At 68.2% G+C, this 18,086-nt stretch carries 24 protein-coding genes; 19 read left to right on the top strand and 5 right to left on the bottom strand.

The window, feature by feature from the left end:
- Window position 1: 1 nt before the first annotated feature.
- From IEZ08_RS17890 to IEZ08_RS17905, 4 genes are all read right to left on the bottom strand, one after another.
- Complete coding sequence (locus IEZ08_RS17890; RefSeq protein ID WP_176728645.1) at window positions 2-175, bottom strand: hypothetical protein; 174 nt, start codon at window positions 173-175, stop codon at window positions 2-4.
- Window positions 176-445: 270 nt separating this feature from the next.
- Window positions 446-1,528, bottom strand: a complete 1,083-nt coding sequence (locus IEZ08_RS17895) for a hypothetical protein (RefSeq protein WP_141704325.1) — start codon at window positions 1,526-1,528, stop codon at window positions 446-448.
- Between the two features lie 1,560 nt (window positions 1,529-3,088).
- Window positions 3,089-3,505 (bottom strand): TIGR03668 family PPOX class F420-dependent oxidoreductase, encoded by a 417-nt coding sequence (locus IEZ08_RS17900; RefSeq protein WP_068928213.1) that lies wholly within the window; start codon window positions 3,503-3,505, stop codon window positions 3,089-3,091.
- An 80-nt stretch (window positions 3,506-3,585) separates the two neighbouring features.
- Window positions 3,586-3,810 (bottom strand): hypothetical protein, encoded by a 225-nt coding sequence (locus tag IEZ08_RS17905; RefSeq protein ID WP_068928212.1) that lies wholly within the window; start codon window positions 3,808-3,810, stop codon window positions 3,586-3,588.
- A gap of 292 nt (window positions 3,811-4,102) precedes the next feature.
- Between IEZ08_RS17905 and ypfJ the strand changes: the two genes are divergently transcribed.
- The 3 genes from ypfJ (at window position 4,103) to IEZ08_RS17920 (ending at window position 6,837) form a co-directional block, all read left to right on the top strand.
- Complete coding sequence (ypfJ, locus tag IEZ08_RS17910; RefSeq protein WP_068928211.1) at window positions 4,103-4,957, top strand: KPN_02809 family neutral zinc metallopeptidase; 855 nt, start codon at window positions 4,103-4,105, stop codon at window positions 4,955-4,957.
- Between the two features lie 113 nt (window positions 4,958-5,070).
- The gene (locus IEZ08_RS17915; RefSeq protein ID WP_068928210.1) at window positions 5,071-5,373 is read left to right on the top strand and encodes a type II toxin-antitoxin system VapB family antitoxin; all 303 of its coding nucleotides are present in this window, start codon (window positions 5,071-5,073) and stop codon (window positions 5,371-5,373) included.
- A 630-nt stretch (window positions 5,374-6,003) separates the two neighbouring features.
- Window positions 6,004-6,837 carry a hypothetical protein gene (locus tag IEZ08_RS17920; protein WP_189242515.1) on the top strand — a complete coding sequence of 278 codons (834 nt, stop codon included), beginning with the start codon at window positions 6,004-6,006 and terminating at the stop codon, window positions 6,835-6,837.
- Window positions 6,838-6,892: 55 nt separating this feature from the next.
- On the opposite strand, the gene IEZ08_RS17925 is transcribed toward IEZ08_RS17920, so the two are convergent.
- Window positions 6,893-7,558 carry a GntR family transcriptional regulator gene (locus IEZ08_RS17925; protein WP_189242516.1) on the bottom strand — a complete coding sequence of 222 codons (666 nt, stop codon included), beginning with the start codon at window positions 7,556-7,558 and terminating at the stop codon, window positions 6,893-6,895.
- Window positions 7,559-7,757: 199 nt separating this feature from the next.
- Here IEZ08_RS17925 and IEZ08_RS17930 point away from each other — a divergent pair, with 199 nt between their 5' ends.
- From IEZ08_RS17930 to IEZ08_RS18005, 16 genes are all read left to right on the top strand, one after another.
- Complete coding sequence (locus IEZ08_RS17930; RefSeq protein WP_189242517.1) at window positions 7,758-7,931, top strand: hypothetical protein; 174 nt, start codon at window positions 7,758-7,760, stop codon at window positions 7,929-7,931.
- 27 nt (window positions 7,932-7,958) lie between these two features.
- Window positions 7,959-8,327, top strand: a complete 369-nt coding sequence (locus IEZ08_RS17935; protein WP_189242518.1) for a WhiB family transcriptional regulator — start codon at window positions 7,959-7,961, stop codon at window positions 8,325-8,327.
- The gene (locus IEZ08_RS17940) at window positions 8,327-8,494 is read left to right on the top strand and encodes a hypothetical protein (RefSeq protein ID WP_189242519.1); all 168 of its coding nucleotides are present in this window, start codon (window positions 8,327-8,329) and stop codon (window positions 8,492-8,494) included. Before IEZ08_RS17935 ends, IEZ08_RS17940 begins: the two co-directional genes overlap by 1 nt.
- A gap of 17 nt (window positions 8,495-8,511) precedes the next feature.
- Window positions 8,512-8,958: a DUF3307 domain-containing protein gene (locus IEZ08_RS17945; RefSeq protein WP_203863156.1), complete on the top strand. Its 447-nt coding sequence runs from the start codon at window positions 8,512-8,514 to the stop codon at window positions 8,956-8,958.
- Between the two features lie 17 nt (window positions 8,959-8,975).
- On the top strand, window positions 8,976-9,554 hold the full coding sequence (locus IEZ08_RS17950; RefSeq protein WP_189242520.1) for a hypothetical protein: 579 nt from the start codon (window positions 8,976-8,978) through the stop codon (window positions 9,552-9,554).
- 62 nt (window positions 9,555-9,616) lie between these two features.
- Entirely contained in the window at window positions 9,617-10,684 is a 1,068-nt protein-coding gene (locus IEZ08_RS17955) for a RapZ C-terminal domain-containing protein (protein WP_189242521.1), read from the top strand.
- Window positions 10,681-11,190, top strand: a complete 510-nt coding sequence (locus tag IEZ08_RS17960; protein WP_189242522.1) for a hypothetical protein — start codon at window positions 10,681-10,683, stop codon at window positions 11,188-11,190. Before IEZ08_RS17955 ends, IEZ08_RS17960 begins: the two co-directional genes overlap by 4 nt.
- Window positions 11,187-11,384 (top strand): hypothetical protein, encoded by a 198-nt coding sequence (locus IEZ08_RS17965; protein WP_189242523.1) that lies wholly within the window; start codon window positions 11,187-11,189, stop codon window positions 11,382-11,384. The genes IEZ08_RS17960 and IEZ08_RS17965 overlap by 4 nt, the downstream gene beginning before the upstream one ends.
- Window positions 11,381-12,001 carry a M48 family metalloprotease gene (locus IEZ08_RS17970; protein ID WP_189242524.1) on the top strand — a complete coding sequence of 207 codons (621 nt, stop codon included), beginning with the start codon at window positions 11,381-11,383 and terminating at the stop codon, window positions 11,999-12,001. The genes IEZ08_RS17965 and IEZ08_RS17970 overlap by 4 nt, the downstream gene beginning before the upstream one ends.
- Complete coding sequence (locus IEZ08_RS17975) at window positions 11,998-12,930, top strand: conjugal transfer protein TraI (protein ID WP_189242525.1); 933 nt, start codon at window positions 11,998-12,000, stop codon at window positions 12,928-12,930. Before IEZ08_RS17970 ends, IEZ08_RS17975 begins: the two co-directional genes overlap by 4 nt.
- On the top strand, window positions 12,927-13,577 hold the full coding sequence (locus IEZ08_RS17980; protein ID WP_189242526.1) for a hypothetical protein: 651 nt from the start codon (window positions 12,927-12,929) through the stop codon (window positions 13,575-13,577). Before IEZ08_RS17975 ends, IEZ08_RS17980 begins: the two co-directional genes overlap by 4 nt.
- Window positions 13,574-15,856: a P-loop NTPase family protein gene (locus tag IEZ08_RS17985; protein WP_189242527.1), complete on the top strand. Its 2,283-nt coding sequence runs from the start codon at window positions 13,574-13,576 to the stop codon at window positions 15,854-15,856. Before IEZ08_RS17980 ends, IEZ08_RS17985 begins: the two co-directional genes overlap by 4 nt.
- Window positions 15,857-15,996: 140 nt before the next feature.
- Complete coding sequence (locus IEZ08_RS17990; RefSeq protein ID WP_189242528.1) at window positions 15,997-16,215, top strand: hypothetical protein; 219 nt, start codon at window positions 15,997-15,999, stop codon at window positions 16,213-16,215.
- A gap of 26 nt (window positions 16,216-16,241) precedes the next feature.
- Window positions 16,242-16,922 carry a hypothetical protein gene (locus IEZ08_RS17995; RefSeq protein WP_189242529.1) on the top strand — a complete coding sequence of 227 codons (681 nt, stop codon included), beginning with the start codon at window positions 16,242-16,244 and terminating at the stop codon, window positions 16,920-16,922.
- 22 nt (window positions 16,923-16,944) lie between these two features.
- On the top strand, window positions 16,945-17,793 hold the full coding sequence (locus tag IEZ08_RS18000) for a phosphoadenosine phosphosulfate reductase (protein ID WP_203863157.1): 849 nt from the start codon (window positions 16,945-16,947) through the stop codon (window positions 17,791-17,793).
- Window positions 17,790-18,077 (top strand): hypothetical protein, encoded by a 288-nt coding sequence (locus tag IEZ08_RS18005; RefSeq protein ID WP_189242530.1) that lies wholly within the window; start codon window positions 17,790-17,792, stop codon window positions 18,075-18,077. Before IEZ08_RS18000 ends, IEZ08_RS18005 begins: the two co-directional genes overlap by 4 nt.
- Window positions 18,078-18,086 lie beyond the last annotated feature (9 nt).

An 18,086-nucleotide genomic window follows, 5' to 3' on the forward strand; every position in this document is an offset into this window, starting at 1 on the left:
CTCAGGTGTCCAGCGCGGCAATCGCCGCGGTGATCAGCACGCGGGCAGCTTCGCCGTACACCGCGAGATCGGCCAGCCCGGCGAACGCTGCGGCGTACATGGCGATCTCCCTTGGCTGGGTGATGGTCAGGTGCCCGGACACCAGCTCGACCGTCACCTCGGCGTCGTCGAACATCCAAAAGCCCTCCACCGGCCAGGCACTGCGGCGTGGCGAGAGAGCACATCGACCGGGAATCGCTGGCACGCGAACGCGGCCCCTGTTCTCGATCGACTGACCAGACACCAACGATCATGAGGGGCCGCGTTTGTTATCTATGCACCGTGTGCCCTGAGCGAACCAGCGTCCAGGGCGATCGTCCCGCCATCCAGGAACGCTTGGGTTCCACTCTTTGGTTACGTCGAATTCTCAGGTGAATTTCCCACCGTTGAATCGCGTCCACTTCCATTAGTTCCAAGGGCACTTCTTGGACCCGCCCCCGCCGTCGGCCGGTTGTCCCGAGGACTTACAGATCGTGTTTCCAGCGCCTGGCGTGTACGATACCACTTGCTGGGTGTACCCCCACCGCACTTCTGCGCCCTGAGGAACGACGACGGACTGCCCGTATTCGGCAGCTCCAGTGTCGGATTGGGCGCCGCCGTCCGGTTCATATGACATGGCGTATCGGCCTGGGTCGGGATGTGTGACGTTTACGTAGGTGCAGCTGCCAGGAATGGCAATGCTGAACACTGCGATGGGTCCGGCCGCTACTCCGAGGTTGTATCCCGCGCCGCAGTTCTCATAGCTTCCGCCGGGAACGTTCTCGTCGTTCCAGAGGAAGACACTAGAATAGCCCGAGCCTGGATAGCTGGACATGTACATCGATTGAATCAGGGACGTCCAGGTGTCTAGCGGCTCTACGTAGCCCCGTCGCTTGGTCGCGTAGTAGTTGTAGTTGCCGTTGCCATCGTTTTTAACCACCCATCGCTCCCAGGTGGCGTTCATGAGGGTCTTGTCGACTACCTCCAGTCGAAAATTCCCGGAGGCGGTCCTAAGAGGGTAGGGTTCCGCTGCTACAGAAGCGTCCCCTTCCGCAAGGAGATCCTGCTCGTTGGCGGGCACGTACGGGGAGTCCTCAACGTATGCCTCGTAACCATCCTTGTAGGCCTTGATGCTGATCTTCTTAATCTCGACATCGCGAGGAGCGTACATCCGGAGGTCCGGACCCAGTTCGAGCAGGTCGACCTCTGAAGGCGTATAGGTTTTCCCCATGGTGGCTGCGGTTTCACGAATGAACTTGCTGCGCTTCGACTGGCGGCTGTCTATCTCGGCTTGAGAGAGGCCGCGAGCGCGCGCCTTGCGGTCCTTCTCCCGCGAGGCCCGAACCATCGTGTTGATCTGGTTACTGTCGAAGTTAATCTCCCCAAGGAGCGGCCCCTTGTCCTGTGGGCCAGCCAGCACTCGTGCAGCTGCAGCAGGCGCTCCAACGCCCGCCCCGGCTGTGGCTGCGCCCAGTAAGAGAGCCGCTAATAATGTTCGAGTCTTGTGCATGCAAACAATCCTTCCATTGAGTTCTTGCCACGGAACTGCGACAAGTTTTTTCATGGAATGACGAAACAGCTCGAAGAGGTGTGATGTACATCCGTTGCTAATTCAGCCACGTCACTTCAGACAACTCTGTCGTAAAGTCCGCGACACGCCAGGAAGTCGCGCCCTGTGACCCCGCGTCGTACAGATTGACAACTACACGGGCGTCCTTCGACTCCCTCATAAAACTGGCGTCGCTATTGGGCTGGCCGCACTGGTCCGGCTTTTTCGGCTCCTCTATGCACACGTCAACCAGAGAGTTCCCGCCTGCTGTGGCACTGGATTGAAAGTGAATTTGGCGGACGGTGACGCGACCACCTTTTCGCATATCCTTTACGATTGACTCAGCTGAAGTGATTCTATATCCGGGAGGCAGTGTGCGCGGTAGCGCAAACGGGACACCTGGATTCCTTTGAAGCTCCTCGAGTAAACCGGCCTTGCTTAGATGATCAACTGGACTTTCGCCGCTACACCCTGAAACAAAAAAGGCCGCGACTAAACATGAGAAGCCGATTGACCTGCCGAATGCAGTTCCAGTTCCCCGAAAGCGTACTCGCGCACGCTTCTTCCCCTTACCCCGCATAGCTTCCCTATTTCGATATGCATGTGAAGCCTAAGGACCCGCCTGGATTCTTGTGTGCCACCTCGACCTTCCCTGCCGACCTGGATGATCTAGGCCAGACAAGAAGTGGATAATCTAGGCCAGACAAGAAGAAGATAATCTACTGTCAAAATCTAGGCAAGACTCGTTCAGCAAAAATGTGTAAAGAGGCATGTGGAAGGCGGTGTTCATGGCGCCCCCTTCGCATGTGCACTGCCGAAATCGAGGATTGCAAGCGAATTGCAGTTTTCTCAATTGAGTTAGGGTCCATTTGAAAGCATGGTTAGGGCCTTCCGGAATACGCCAGGGGAACTTCGAACCAGCATTGGAGACCGGAAGAAACCGTGGGACGGGTCAGGCCGGGTTGGAAGCGAGTACGGCGTCATCGGTGGCCCGCGCGGCCACCGATGACGAGGCGACCGCGTTGAAGATCCGCCCCGGCAGTTCCGTTTTAGCCGTCGACCGCATCACCCAGGACGGCGCTGGCCGTCCTGGACGATCTGGCACGCCCACGGCACCTGGCACCCCACCCAGCGGTGCTCCTGTACCGGAGCCGAGTGCAGCTGCGCACGCACGCTGCACGACCCGAACGCGGGCGAGTTGTGCCGCCAGCTCGCCGAAGCGGAGCACGCATGATCAGTCCAGAGATCCCCGTCCCCTACGTGCTGGTCTACTCCGGCGAGGCCGTCCCCCAGCGGCTGGGCTTCGCCGAGGACCCCATGTCCGGGATGCTGCACCTGTCCCACCGGGCCCCGCGGCCGCGTTCGGACTGGACCCGCGGCGTGCTGTTGAGCGGGTGGGTTCACATCCCACCACCACCGCCATCACCGAGGGCCTCTGATCTGAAACATCAGATCAGAGGCCCTTCGCATGCCGAGGTCGTGACGGTGTGGCTCATCGCGTTCGAGGTTTCAGGTGGAGGCTCACTCCTCCGTGTAGGACCAGCCGCGCCATGACTCCACCGTGACGGCGACGACGGGGCCCTCGGGCGGGCGGTCGCGGTACTGGGGATAACGCGCGGCCAGGAGGGTGAGGGCGTGAGCGCGGGCGGCGGGATCCTCCGTGACCGCCGCCCTGCCGTCCGCCCGCACCCACCACAGCCGGGACCAGTCGTCGGCGTAGTGGTCCGCCAGGAGGCAGACGCGGTCGTTCTCGGCGATGTTGCGCAGGCGGCGCAGGTCCGTGGTGCGCTTGGGCTTGTGGTCGACGGCGAAGACGATCGTGTCCCCCTCGACGGCGTAGGTGACGGGGACCAGGTGGGGGATGCCGCGGCGGTCCGCGGTGGCCAGCCGCGCGACCCGCGACAGGGCGAACCGCCGCCTCGCCTCGGCCTGGTCCATTCGCCTCCCCGACGGTCCGTCTCCCCGGCGGTGCGCGGTGTTCCGCCTGGACGCACCGTACGGCGGACCGGGGCCCGCGGCTACTTCCGGGGGGCCTCGCCGGTGCGGAGCCAGCGGGGCAGGAGCGCCTGGACGGCCGGGATCGCCATCACCCGGGCGAAGGCTCCGGCGACGGCGAGGGCGGTCGCCACGCCGGGCAGCGCCTCGGGGACGTCCGCCGCGTCCACGATCAGGGGGAGCGCCGCGGAGACGCCGATGGCGGTCTGCAGGGCCGTACGGATGGCTCGTCTGGTGTCGTCGGTCATGACTCTCCTGGAGTGACCACGCCCCGGCCGGGGCGGGGGTACGGCTCCCGCCGGCCGGCGCCGTACCCCGCGGAGAAGAGCGATCGCCTCTGGACACCCCGGGTATACCCAAACGAGCTGGAGGAATCACTCAAAGTGACGATGGTCGTCGTCGGCGGGGCATGCCGTTCCCGGCGGGGAACCGGGTGCCTCCGAGGAAGGGATCCTCCCGCCCGGGGGCGGGATCGGCGGCGGAATGCCGGGCGCTTCTGGGGGCAGGGGATGTCCCGGACGGATGGAAGGGACGTCGGCAATGGACTTCAGGGACGATGTCCAGCTGGACACCTCGCAGGTCGAGAGCGGCGGCCGGGGCGGCTTCCCCCGGGGCGGACTCGCGGTCGGCGGGGGTGCGGCGGGGATCATCGCGCTCATCGTGGCGCTGGTATTCGGAATCAACCCCGGCGACATCACCGGCGGCGACCCCGCACCGGTCGGTCCCAGCTCGAACCTGGGGGCCCAGTGCAAGACCGGTGAGGACGCCGACCAGAACGAGGAGTGCCGGGTGGTCGGCGTGGTCAACAGCATCCAGGAGTACTGGCCCAACGCCGTCGAGGGATACCAGCCGGCGAAGACCGTGCTGTTCTCCGGCGCGGTGAACACCGGTTGCGGGGCCGCCGACTCCTCGGTGGGGCCGTTCTACTGCCCGAACGACCAGCGGGTCTACCTCGACCTGAGTTTCTTCGACCAGTTGCAGAGCCGCTTCGGCGCGGAGGGCGGGCCGTTCGCCCAGGCTTATGTGATCGGGCATGAGTACGGCCACCACGTGCAGAACCTGACCGGCGTCCTGAGCCGGTCGCAGAACGACCGGCAGGGGCCGGAGAGCGGGGCGGTCCGGGTGGAGCTGCAGGCGGACTGCTACGCGGGCGCGTGGGCCAAGAACGCCTACGAGACCGGGCTGTTCGAGAAGCCGTTCACCCAGTCCGACATCGAGCAGGCGCTGAGCGCCGCCGCCGCGGTGGGCGACGACAACATCCAGAAGCGCGCCCAGGGCCGGGTCGACCCGGAGGGGTTCACCCACGGAACCTCCGAACAGCGCGTCAAGTGGTTCTCCACCGGTTACGAGACCGGTGACCCGCGGCGCTGCGACACCTTCTCCGGCGGGATCTGAGAAAAACATCGGGAGCCTTCTCTGCCCGTTCCCGTACGGGTTTCGCGCTGGTTCCGCGTGGCGCGAGAAGACGGGGGCGGGCAAAGAACCCGATTCTCTCCTAAAATATATGGGTGATCTTCAAGCTGATCGGCGATGGACGGCCGTACCCCGACCACGGTCTCTCGAACCGCGAGTGGGCCCAGATACCGCCGCGCCAGGTCCGGCTCGACGCTTTGGTCACCACGAAAGCGGTGCTCGACCTGCATTCCCTGCTCGCCAAGGACTCCACGTTCTACGGCGATCTCTTCCCGCACGTGGTGCAGTGGCGCGGCGAGCTGTATCTGGAGGACGGCCTGCATCGGGCCCTGCGCTCCGCGCTGCACCAGCGCTCGGTCCTGCACGCCCGGGTCCTGGAGCTCCGCTCGGACGACTGAGTCCGGCGGCTCCCGGCCTCCTCGGCGTGCCGAGACGGAGCCGTACTGAGGCGACAACGCCAGAGGGGCCGGTCCGCATGCGCGGGCCGGCCCCTCTGAGCTGGCGGAGGATAGGAGATTTGAACTCCTGAGGGGTTGCCCCCAACACGATTTCCAAGTCCGTGGATCTCTGTTCGCCGGGGGTCACGGGGGTATCAGGCACGAGGTCACGGGCAGGGCCGTACCCCGGTGAACGGCCGTGTACGGCGGTGAACTGAGACGGAAACTGAGACGGAGCCGAGGCTCTGAATGCCCCTCCGTGGTCGGAGACGACGGGGAGTACCCCTTCCTCCCTCCCCTTGCGAGAACGGCTCTCTGCCGGCCTCACAGCGCCGCGCTGCTTCCCTGTGCCATTCGGATGGGCCAGCAGTGATGGCGAGAGACGCTGAAACACGATCGTGTTTCAGCCATCCTGGCCGACGGGGACAGGTGTCCCCAGGTGTCCCCTGACTCGGACCATTGTTTTCCCAGTTCAGGGCCTAAGCGGGGACTCGGGGGACAGCGGGGACACCTACCGCCGTAGCCGAGGATCGACTTCCGATGCGTCAGGAAGCGTGGCACAGGCGAGGTCAGTGCGGGAAACTCGTCTGCATGGCTCAGCTGGCTATGACATCAGCACGATGGGACGAACTCACTGCGCTGCTGAACGATGAGCAGCGGCTTCAGTCCGAGTATCCCAAGGTCGCCGAGTACCTGGATATGGCGACGAGGCTGCCAGGGACAGGCGACGCCAACACCGACGCGGCGTTCGATCTGCGGCTCGTGCACTTCATGACCGGCGGAAGCGATGTGAGTTCCAACCCCTACTGGGACATCGTTGAGCCGTTCGTGTTCGAGCACGAGGGCCGCCGCGTAGTGAACGGTGGCAGAGCGGAAGGAAGCGCGCGACTCGCCTTTGCGCAGATGGTCTTGCAGGCGACATACGCCTACGCGATACCTTCCCCGCAGACCATCGAGTGGATATCCCGTTTCTGTGCCGATCTCCCGATCGTGGAGCTGGGGGCCGGCCGGGGCTACTGGGCAGCACAGTTGTCGCGTTCAGGGCTGGTCGTTGAGGCATATGACGTGGAGCCGCCGGACAAGACCAAGAACACGTCCTTCCCTGGGGCAACTGGGCAGGCAGACGTATGGCACCCTGTCAATGATCTTCACGGCTTCGCGACTCGCGCTCAGGTAGCCGACCACGTGCTGTTTCTTTGCTGGCCGCCCGGCTGGGGGGACACGATGTCATCTGAGGCACTGACATCCTTCGAGGAGTCCGGGGGAAGACGACTCATCTACATCGGAGAGTCCAAGGGAGGCAAGACCGGCAACGACGCCTTCTTTGACGCCCTGACAGCCCGCTGGAGGTTGGACTCCGTAGATCCACACTTTGTTTCGTGGTGGACAGAGGCAGATGTCGCTCAGGGCTGGGTGCGGAAGTGAGGATACAGAAGAAAGGGGGCGCCGACCTGGTCGGCGCCCCCTTTTGCTTTCTCCCCTACTTGAGGGCCATGCGGAACACGAAGGCGTCGTAGCGATCTCTCGGGTACGAGACATTCGAGATCATGATGATCCGATCATCGGCGGAGAGAAACCGCTGCTGGACCGTCTTGACGAGATCGCCGGGGGTCGTACGCAACCACTCGGCATGCAGCGATGTCGGTAGCTGGTCCGAGACGGTCTCTTCCAGGAAGTCGGCCCCCGATACATCGGCAACATCCACCGGGTGGTAGGTGTCCGAGATCGAGATCGGCCGACCATCCTCGCTGGCCCGGGTGATGACGTGGGTGATTAGCTCGCCCTCCGTGAGGCCCAGAGCCTCCGCAAGTTCGCTGGTAGCGGGGATCTGCTCAGTCTCGCGTTCTACTCGGATGTCTCGATCGGTTTCGTTCTGGAACGTGCGCTCGGCGGATTCCAGTTGGCGTTCGGGAGAAACCCGAACGAGGTTGGGCCGGTCGGCGACGAAGATTCCCCTCCTCCGTACGGATCGAACGAGCCCCTGACTCTGGAGCAGTTCGATCGCCTTTCGAACCACGATGTCCGATACGCCGTTCTGCTGGGCGATCTCGGCGTAGCTCGGTAGTTGCACGCCGGCCGGAAGCTCCCCCGCGCGAATGCGCCGGGCGTACTCACCTGCGACACGGACGTAGGCCGGTTCTGGCACTTGAGGATCAATCCCTTCAGCTGCTTCTTCGGTGACGCCTACAGCGTATACGCAGCATCGTATACCAAGGGCTTGTGCGTATACGAAGTTACGTATACGCTGAACCTGTAACCCGCTCCCCAGGGGGTCCGTGCAGGTCAGGAGCCTGTGCGCTGATCCCCGCCGGATGTGACAACGACTTCCTGAAGGGACCTGTTCGATGCTTCCCACCCCGACGAAGACCGGCCGCTTCCTCCCGACCCTGCTCCTGGTCCTGGCGCTGATCTTCATCGTCCGCCAGCCCGAGAAGGCCGCGCACTTCGCCACCAGTGCCCTGAACGGCCTGATCGCCCTGGCCGACGCCATCGGCACCTTCGCCAGCAACCTCGGCTGACCCGACCGCAGAAAGGAGTTCACCGTCATGACCCGTCTCATGAAGACCGTCCCGCTTCTCCCCGCCGTCGGTGGGGGCAAGGTCCGTCCCGAGCGCTACCACCTGCCCCGGCGCGGGGCCGCCGACCTCGCCGAGCTGCGGAACGTGCTGATCGATGCCGGCCCGGCCTGTGACACCACCGACGCGGAGCTGTTCACCGGCCCCGATGAGGTCGAGCCCGACGAGGTCCGGGAGGCCCGTGAGGCGGTGGCCAAGGAGATCTGCGCCGGGTGCCCGGCGCGCACCGCGTGCCTGGCTTATGCCCTGGCCATTCGCCCCGCGGTCGGGGTGTGGGCCGGTCACACGGCCGACGAGATCCGCACCATGGCCACCGCCAGCGCCCGCGAGGTGGCGTGATGGCCCGCTTCTCCTGCCTGGACTGCGGCACCCGCTCCAACAGCGCGATCAGTTGCCGCCGCTGCCGTAGCACCGCCCGCCAGATCCAGCGCTGCCCCATCCACGGGGGCCGCTGCATCGGCGCCTGCCGGATGTGCCGCCGCCTGGCCCGCTCCCGTTCCTGCTGACTTCCGAGGTGATCCCCATGACGATGACCACCGACCTGGCCGCCTTCGCCGCCCTGTTCGCCGCCCACAACGTGGGCGATCACTGGGTGCAGACCCACCACCAGGCGTGCGCCAAGGCCGCGCCCACCACCGCCGGGCGAATCGCCTGCCTGAAGCACGTGGTCACCCTCACTGCCACCAAGGCCGCCGCGCTGGCCGCGCTCGCCCTGATGGTCGGCCTGACGCTGCACCCGCTGGCTCTGCTGGTCGGGCTGGCGGTGGACGCCGCATCGCACTACTGGGCCGATCGGCGCGTCACTCTCGCCGCCCTGGCCGACGCGATCGGCAAGCGCGGTTTCTACGAGCTGGGCAGCCCGCGCCCCGGCCGCGACGACGCCCCCCACCTGGGCACCGGCGCCTACGCCCTGGACCAGTCCTGGCACATCGGCTGGCTGTTCATCGCCGCCCTGATCATCACCATCTGATCGGAGACCCGCCCACCATGAGCGCCTTGATCCTGACCCTCCCGACCACCCCCGACCATCCCGACAGATCCACCTATCCCCACCTGGAGGAGGCCGCCGCCGGGCGACCCTTCGACCAGGTCGGCGTGGAGTTTTGCCCCTCTCAGCCCACCAACCAGCGCGGTCTGACCCGCCTGGTGCTCTACCCCGGCGTGATCAACGACGACGCTGACGAGTTCTTCGCCTGGGGCTACTGCTGGCTGCTGGCCGCCGCCATGAACGAGGCCACCGGCTGGCCGTACGGCCTGGTCGAGCGGTGGCGCGAAGGTGCCTGGGAGTGGACCCATGTCGGCGTCATCACCCCGGCCGGCTGCTTCCTGGACATCCGGGGTTGTCACGACCGCGACGACCTGACCGCCACGTTGGTGACCGCCTACGGCACGCCAACCCGCATCCGCACCGGCACCTTCGCCGACCTGCGGCAGGCCATGCGGATGTCGGAGGACACCACGCCGGACTGGTGGCTGGGCACGCTGCGGGCGCCCATCCTCACCGACGTCGTGCGCTACTTCGCCGCCCACCTGCTCACCCAGCACGCGCGAAGGGAGACGGCGTGATGGCCCACCTTCCTGCCCACCGCGGCCCCGCCGCACCTGTGACCTGTCGAGACGGAGATGAGATGAACACCACCACCCGCACCTACACCCACCCCGACGTGCTGACCATCGGCGTCCGCGACGGCTGGGCCGACCCGGAAACCGACCCGGCCCGCCTCGACTGGACTGCCCGGCAGGCCGCCGCCGTCATCCCGTTCGCCGTGGTGGACGGCCGGCCGGTCAACCCGTACGCGCCCACCGGCATCCGCTATGGCAGAGGCGAACTGGGCCACTGGGGCGAAGCGCTGTGTGCCGACGCCGTCGTGACCGCCACCGACCCGACCGGCCGCCGCTGGCTGGTCATGGTCGAGCGCGATGACGGCCACGGCTGGGCACTGCCCGGCGGCACCGTGGACCCCGGTGAGAGCCCGGCTCAGGCCGCGGTGCGCGAGCTGGCCGAAGAGACCGGCCTGCACCTGGGAGACGACGCGCCCTGGCAGCCACTCCCGGCCCGCTACGTGCCCGACCCCCGCGCTTCCGATGAGGCATGGATGGTCACCGTGCCCGCCCACTGCCACCTGGGAACCATGGACCACGCCGACCTGCCCACCGTGACCGGAGCCGACGACGCCGCCCGCGCCGCCTGGGTACGCGCCGACGACTACGCCGTCCTGACCGCCGACCTGGAGGCGATCTACGGCAGGACCGTCTTCGCCGCCCACACTGCCCTGCTGCGGGACTTCCTCGACCTGCCGATGCCGAGAGTCGCCGTCATCTCCTTCGGCTACGGCCACGGCACCCCGCCCCCGGCCGATCTCACCTTTGATGTGCGCACCGCGCTGCGCAACCCGCACCACGACCCGGCTATGCGCTATCGCACCGGCCTGGAGGAGGCCGTACACGAGCACGTCATGACCACCCCCGGCGCCACCGACATCGTGCGCTTCCTGACCGCCCTGGCACTCGGCCTGCTGCCCGAGACCCCCACCGGCCAGCCGGTGCGCATCGCCATCGGCTGCGCAGGCGGACGGCACCGCTCGGTCGCCCTGGCCGAAGCCCTGGCCGCCGTGCTGGATGACCTCGACATCGGCGCCATCGCTGAGCACCGCGACATCACCAAGCCCGTTCTGCCGAAGGGAGCCCACCGGTGAGCCTCGCCCTGCTCCCCACCACCCCCGACGTCAGCCGTACGCCGCGGGTGCTGCTGACCGACCCGGCCGGACTGTTCGCCACCCTGGCCGCCCTGCGCCTGCCCCGCGGCTTCTACGTCATCTGTGGATCGGCCGCGCTGTACATCCGCGGCCTGCGCGCCCGCCTGGGGGACCTGGATGTGCTGGCCACCGGCCCCGCCTGGGACATCGTCACTACCCTGGATGCCCCGCGCCCGGCCCTGTCCGGCCACGGCCTGGTCATTCACCACCCGCACGCGGCGATCGAGTTCGTGGACCGCTGGACCCCCGGCTGGGACACCACCCGCCTGATCACCTCCGCCGACCTCATCGACGGCCTGCCCTTCATGCGCCTGGGCGATGTGCTGGCCTGGAAGCAAGTCGCTCGCCGTCCCAAGGACCTGCCCGATATCGCCGCCGTGAACCGGCTGCGCCGGGCCTGGACTGGTCCTCACCCCGCCGTCCTGGGACGGAGGTGGGCGGCATGACCTGTCTGTCCCTCGCGCTGCGGGTGCACCTGAACGACCTGCTCATCTGGGCACGCGCCCGCGGCCTCATCGCCACCGCTGCCCTGCGCGGTCAGCGCACCAGCACCGTTGCCCGCGCCTGGTCGGCTTGCCCGGCCAACTGGTGCGACCGGCCCGCCTGCCCGTCCTGCTGGAGCCGGGGGTGGACGGCATGAGCACTCCCACCCCGGCGAGCCTGGCAGCCCTGGCCGACACCCTACGCACCGCCGCGGCACTGCCCGGCCTGCTGGTCTACCTCAGCCCCGAGCTGGACGACAACGCCTGCGCCGAGACGCGGCGCTGCACCCCGGCGCCGCTGGTCGGCATCGGCACCGCCCTGCTGGCCACCGCCGGATCGGACGCGCTGCATGGCACCATCGCCCACGAGATCGCCCACCACGCGCTCGGCCACTCCACCGACCCGGCCGTCCCGCTCTTGGATCGGCTGAGCACCTGCTCGGCCATCGGGGCGGCGCTGGCCTGGGCCGCGCACCTGCCCGGCGCCCTGACCCTGGCCCTGGCCGTCGTCGCCATCACCGCCTACCTGACGTCGGCCTGGATGCAACGCCGCGCCGAGTACGCCGCCGACGCCTACGCCGCCGTGCTGCTGGATCGCATCGGCCAGCCCGGCGCCGCCATCGTCGCCGCCACGCTCAGCGCGCACCTGGCCGACGAACCCCGCTGGTATGCCCGCATCGGCTGGCTGACCGGCAGCCACCCGACCACCGCTGCCCGGCTGCACCGCCTCACCCACCCCCGCACACCGAACACCGCAAGGAGAACCCACGCATGAGCGTGACCACCCCGACCCCGGAACCCACCCCCGACGACGTCTCACGCGGCCTGGTCGCACTGGAACGCCACCTCGCCGAACAGGCCTCCCGTCCGGCATCGCGCCCGCCGGCCATTCCCAGCGAGACCCGGCGGGTCCGGCAGCTCCGCGCCGAAGTGGCCGAAGCACACGCCCTAGCCGACCTCCAGGACGACGACACGCCACTGACGCTGGACACGCCCAAGGTCCGCAAGCGCCGCAAGGCCGCCCACGAGGCCGCCCGGCTGCACGCGCTGGCTCAGGACCCGGCCATGCGCGCCTGGCAGGCCGCCCGCATGCGGCGCCTGCTGGTCACCATGGCCCTGATCTCACTGACCCTCGCCCTGGCCTGGTCCACCGCGGGCGTGCAGGCGTTCGCCGCCGACGACGCCCCGGCCTGGTCCCCGGCCTGGATCTTCGCCTGGCTGGTCGAGCCGTTCCTGTCGCTGGCCCTGCTGGTCGTCGTCGGTGCCCGCGCCTACACCGCCACCCGCAACCAGCCCATCACCGCCCCCGCCCTGATCCGCATCGAATGGCTGTTCCTGGCCCTGACGGTCGGCATGAACGCCTGGCCGTACCTGCCGCTCGTGGCGGAGGAGTTCTCCTTCTCCCGGCTGGTGCTGCACGTCCTGGGGCCGATCGTCGCGGTGGCCATCGTCACCGCCCTGCCGATCATCCTGGCTGCGTTCACCGGCCTGGACCACGGCCCCCTTACTGGCCTTACGTACAGGGCGAACACCGGCCCGCAGGGGGCCGACATCGCCACCCTGACCGACAGAGCGCGGCGACTGATCGACAACGGCGAGCTGCCCGCCGCCCCGAGCGCCCGCCGGATTCAGCGGACCCTGCGATGCGCCATGGACGCCGCCCGCGCGGTGCGCGACGCCCTGACCGAAGGAGAGAGCCGATGACACGGAAGATCCCGCCCACCCACCCCGTCACCCCCGGAAGCGTCTGGCGTGACCGCCGCGACATCGACGGCATGCGCACGCTGCGGGTGGAGTCCATCGACGGCGAGCGCGCCGTGTGCACCACCCTGACCAACTCCTCCGAGGTGCACAGGCGCCTGATGCTGGCCGCCGAACACCCCGAGTACGGCCCGCTGTACGGCAACGTCCGCGACATGCGCGGCTCCACCACCCGCATCCTGCTGGATCGTTTCCGCCCCACTTGCAACGGCTTCGACCTCGTCACCACCCGCCTGGGACAGCCCAGCGAGGACGACCGCGAGCAGGCCAGGGCCTACATCGACGCCCACTTCCGGATGCTGTTCACCCAGCACCGCGGGATGCCGTGGGCGGACTTCTGCGCCCTGAGCGACGAGCACAGCGAGTGGGAGCACACGGAAACGCTCACGGACCTGCGCGCCCAGCAGATCAGCGAGACCGTCATCGGCACCCCTCAGGCCCGGCCCGTACGCGCTCTGCTGGCCGCGCTCGGACACTCCCTGATCGAGCCGTCCCGTTCCGTACGGGACGCGGCCCCCACTCCGCCAAGAACAGTGGCCGCGCCCCGCAACCCCGCCCACAGCAACGGCAACGAGGTGACCTCATCATGACCGACCACACGACCACCACCAACGGCCATCACCCTGTTCCACCCGTAGAGCTGGCCGTTCTGCCCGAGCACCCGCCGGTCCCGAACCCGGGTGACGGCCCCGGCGCCGAGGTGGTGTCCATCACCGCCGTCCGCGACCGTCGCCACCCCTACCCGTCCGCAACCCCGCAGCAGGACGCTCCGGCCGACGGCTCAGTGCTGGAGGGCGAGGTCATCCGGGTGGACCAGCCCGGCGAGGCGGACCGCGACTGGCGGACTGAGCTGGCTGAGAAGAACCGCACCCGCCGCCCGATCGTGCCGCTGTGGCTGCGCTCGCGCGCCGAGGCGATCGAGACGCTGAAGTGGGCGGGTGAGTACGCCGCCTACGTGTCCGGCTACCAGCTCGCCCGCACCCCGCTGTATGCCACCCGGCTGACCCTGCGCGCCCCGCGCGGCCTGGCCCGCCTGGTCTACGGCATGGTGCGCTGGACCTTCGACCTGGAAGGCGAGCCGGTCCGGCTGGCCACCGTGGTCAAGGCCGACCCCGAGTCCTACCTGAAGCTGTCCCGCCAGCGTGACTCGCGGGTGCGGCTGCGGGTGTGGGTGACCGGTGCCGCGCTGGTCACACTGCTGATCGCCTCCCTCGTGGTGGCGTCGGCGCCCACCGCCGCCCAATGGACAGCGCTCGCGGCGGCCGTGGCCGTGCTGGGCATCGTCGGCCGCCCGGCCGACCGGCCGCTGATCGAGCGCGCGGTCATTCCGACCCGCGTGGAGAAGCTGACCAGCGACATCGTCATCCGCGCCCTGTCCACGCTGAGCATCGCCGGCATCACCCAAGCCCTGGCCAAGAACCCGGCCGACGCCATCCGGTTCGTGGCCCCGATCACCCGCGACGGCCCCGGCTGGCGTGCAGACATCGATCTGCCCTACGGCGTGACCGTGGGCGACGTCCTGGACAAGCGCGACCGATTGTCAGGGTCGTTGCGCCGCCCGCTGGGCTGCATCTGGCCCGAAGGCGACTCCTCCGTCCATGAGGGACGGCTGATCCTGTGGGTCGGTGACAAGGACCTGTCCAAGACCATCGTCAAGTCGCCCCTGCTCAAGGCCGCCAGCCACGATGTGTTCAAGGGCATCCCGTTCGGCAACGACCCGCGGGGCCGCCTGATCACGGTGCCGCTGATCGAGAACAACGTGCTGATCGGCTCGCTGCCCGGCCAGGGCAAGACCGCATCCGTGCGGGAGCTGGCCGCTGGGGTAGTGCTCGATCCGACCGCCGAGCCGTGGTTCCACGAGCTGAAGGGCTCCGGCGACCTGGACCCCTATGAGAAGGTCTGCCACCGCTACGTCTCCGGCATCGAAGACGAGGCCATCGGCTATGCCGCCGACTCCCTGGTCCTGCTGCGCGCGGAAGTCATGCGCCGTGCCGGGGTGCTCAAGAGCCTGCCGAGCGACCTGTGCCCGGACAAGAAGGTAACCCGGGCCATCGCCGATCGGCGCTCACTGGGATTGCACCCGCTGGTGTGCATCATCGACGAGTGCCAGAACCTGTTCGCCCACCCCAAGTACGGCAAGCAGGCCGGTGAGGACGCCGAGTTCATTATCAAGCTGGGGCGCGCGCTGGGGGTGGTGCTGATCCTGGCCACCCAGCGCCCCGACAAGGACAGCCTGCCCACCGGGATCAGCGCGAATGTGTCTATCCGGTTCTGCCTGCGGGTGGCCGGTCAGGTCGAAAACGACATGATCTTGGGCACGTCGGCCTACAAGAACGGCATCCGGGCCACGCTGTTCGTGCCCGGTCCGCCCGACAAGGGCGGTGACGCCGGGACCGGCTACCTGGTCGGCGCCACCCCGATGCCCAAGGTGGTCAAGTCCGCCTACCTCGACACCACCGCCACGCAGCTCATCGCCGATCGGGCGTACGCGCTGCGCAAGGCCGCCGGGAGGCTGACCGGTCACGCCGCCGGGGAGCAGCCCGCGGCCAGCGCGCCCGCCTATGACCTGCTGGCCGACGTCGCCGCGGTGCTGGCCGCCGATGAGGCCAAGATCTGGAATGAGGTGGTGGTGGACCGACTGGCCGAACTGCGGCCCGAGGTCTACGGCCCCTGGGCACAGCAGGAAGGCCCGGCCAAGACCGCGCAACTCACCAACGCCCTCAAGCCCTACGGCGTCAAGACGGGTCAGGTCTGGGGCACCCCGCCCGGCGGCGGCAAGGGCGCCAACCGGATCGGCATTGTCCGCGACGACATCCTGAGCGCCATCACGGAGCGTGATGGAAAGCGGGGTTCCGGCGCCGGTTCCTGAGCCTCGATCTGCCTCTAGGTCTAGAGGCTTCCCCCTCTAGACCTAGAGGCCCGCCTAGAGCCCGATTTCCTGATCTACCAGCGATCTAGCGCCTAGAGCGCGACCTGCGAAAACCCCGAAAACCGGCCCTGGAGGCCCTCATGGCAAGCGCCATCGTCCTGCTAGTCCTCTGCCTACCCATCGTCACTCTCTGTTACATCGGCTTCTGCCTCGCCTCCCCCTGGGGCAAGTGCGCGCGGTGCGCGCCCGGCGAGGTGAACCGCACCTGCCGGGCCTGCAACGGCACCGGGATGCGCCCGCGCATCGGCTGGCAGCTCTACACGCACTTCCGCCGCATCCACCGGGACGGCACCCGATGACCCCCGCGCCCAAGGAGCCCACCGCCATGACCACCACCATCGCCACCCGTGAGATCACCACAGAGATGACCGGCCGCGAGCTGCGCCAATTCCTCGGCGCGGTCCTACCGCACGCTGGCACCGATGCCCTGCTCGACGTGCTGACCGTCGTGATCCTGGAGGCATCCGGCGGCATGCTGCACGCGCTGGCCACCGACCGCTACACCCTGGCCCTCGCTCGCCGGCCTCTGCCCGAAGCCACATCCGGCGCCCTCATCGGGGCCGTGGCCGCGGCCGCCCTTCAGGCAATCGTTCGCCAGATCAAACCTCGGGCCAGCGTGCGCCTCACCCTCACCTCCGAAGGGCTGAGCATCGACCAGCTCAGCGACCCGCAGATCAGCTACCGCCTGCCGAGTCGCCCGGCCTTCACCCCGCTGCTGCGGTGGCGGCCCTGGCTGGCCGAACAGCTGAAGCAGAAGCCCCAACCGGTAGTGACCGCCGCCCGCGGGATTGCGCTCAACCCCGCCTACCTGGCCCGCTTCCGCACCGCCTCACGCGACGGCCTGCCGCTGGAGATGCGCCCGGCGGGACGCTGCATGGTCATCACCTGCGGAAGCCACTTCTTCGGTCTGGCCATGCCCATGGACCTCAGCAAAGCGCGTGCCGCCAACCCAGACCCGCTCACCGGCTGGCTGACCGACCCGCCGCCCGCACAGCGAGCGGCCTAACGCCGGAAAGGAGGACCCCGTCATGACCATCACCACCGCGGCCCCCGCCACCCCGGCACCCGAGACCGTCCCTGACCTGGAGACCTTCAGCTACGGCGGCGGCTGGCAATCCACCGCCGCCCTGGTCCTGGCCGCCCGCGGCGAACTGCCCTTCCGCACCTTCCTGTTCGCCAACGTCAGCGACGACTCCGAACACCCCGCCACCTTGCGCTACCTGGCTGAACACGCGGCGCCGTTCGCCGCCGCCCACGGCATCGCCCTGCACCAGCTGGCCCGCATCCGCCGCGATGGCTCCACCGAGACCCTGTATGGCCGGCTGACCAAGCCCGAGTCCCGCTCGCTGCCGATCCCGGTGCGCATGTCCAACGGCGCCCCTGGCACCCGCTCCTGCACGGCCGACTTCAAGATTCGGGTGATCGGCCGCTGGCTCAAGGCCCACGGCGCTACCGCCGAGCACCCGGCCACCATCGGCATCGGCATCAGCCTGGACGAGATCGAACGCGCCAACAATCGCCGCTGCGAGCCGCACGAGCGCATCGTCTACCCGCTGCTGGACCTGCGCATCCGCCGCGCCGACTGCCCCCGCATCATCCGCTCCGCGGGCCTGCCCGTCCCACCCAAATCCTCGTGCTGGTTCTGTCCGCTGCATCGGCTGAGCGCCTGGACCGACATGCGCCGCACCGAACCGGAGCTGTTCGAACGCGCGTGCGCGCTGGAAGCCCACCTCAACGCCCGCCGGGCCGACCTCGGCAAGGACCCGGTCTGGCTGACCCGGCGCGGCGCCCCGCTTGCTGAGGTGGTGCCCACGGACAACGTACTGCCGCTCGACTTCGGCGACGGCGCCTGTGACTCCGGCTGGTGCTTCACATGATCGGGCAGGTCATCGCCCGCGCGGCAGGCACCTGCCAGTGCCGCGCCGACTCCTCCACAGCCTGTGGACGGCCGCACAAGTCCACCGGCGGCACCTGTCTGATTCCGCACCTTCCCGAGCGGCCATTGCACATCGTGCCGCGCGCCGATGTCCGCCCCGAGCGGGCCGCCGCGCTGCCAGCAGAGGAGTTCATGGCTCTTTGCGACGGCTGCCACGCCGCCCTGCTGGCCATGCGCCGCAAGAGCCGCGTCCGCGCCGTGCCCGTCCCTGACGCCCTGTTCTAAAGGAGCACT

This window comes from Planobispora rosea (assembly GCF_014648175.1).
GTDB classification, from domain to species: Bacteria; Actinomycetota; Actinomycetes; order Streptosporangiales; family Streptosporangiaceae; genus Planobispora; species Planobispora rosea.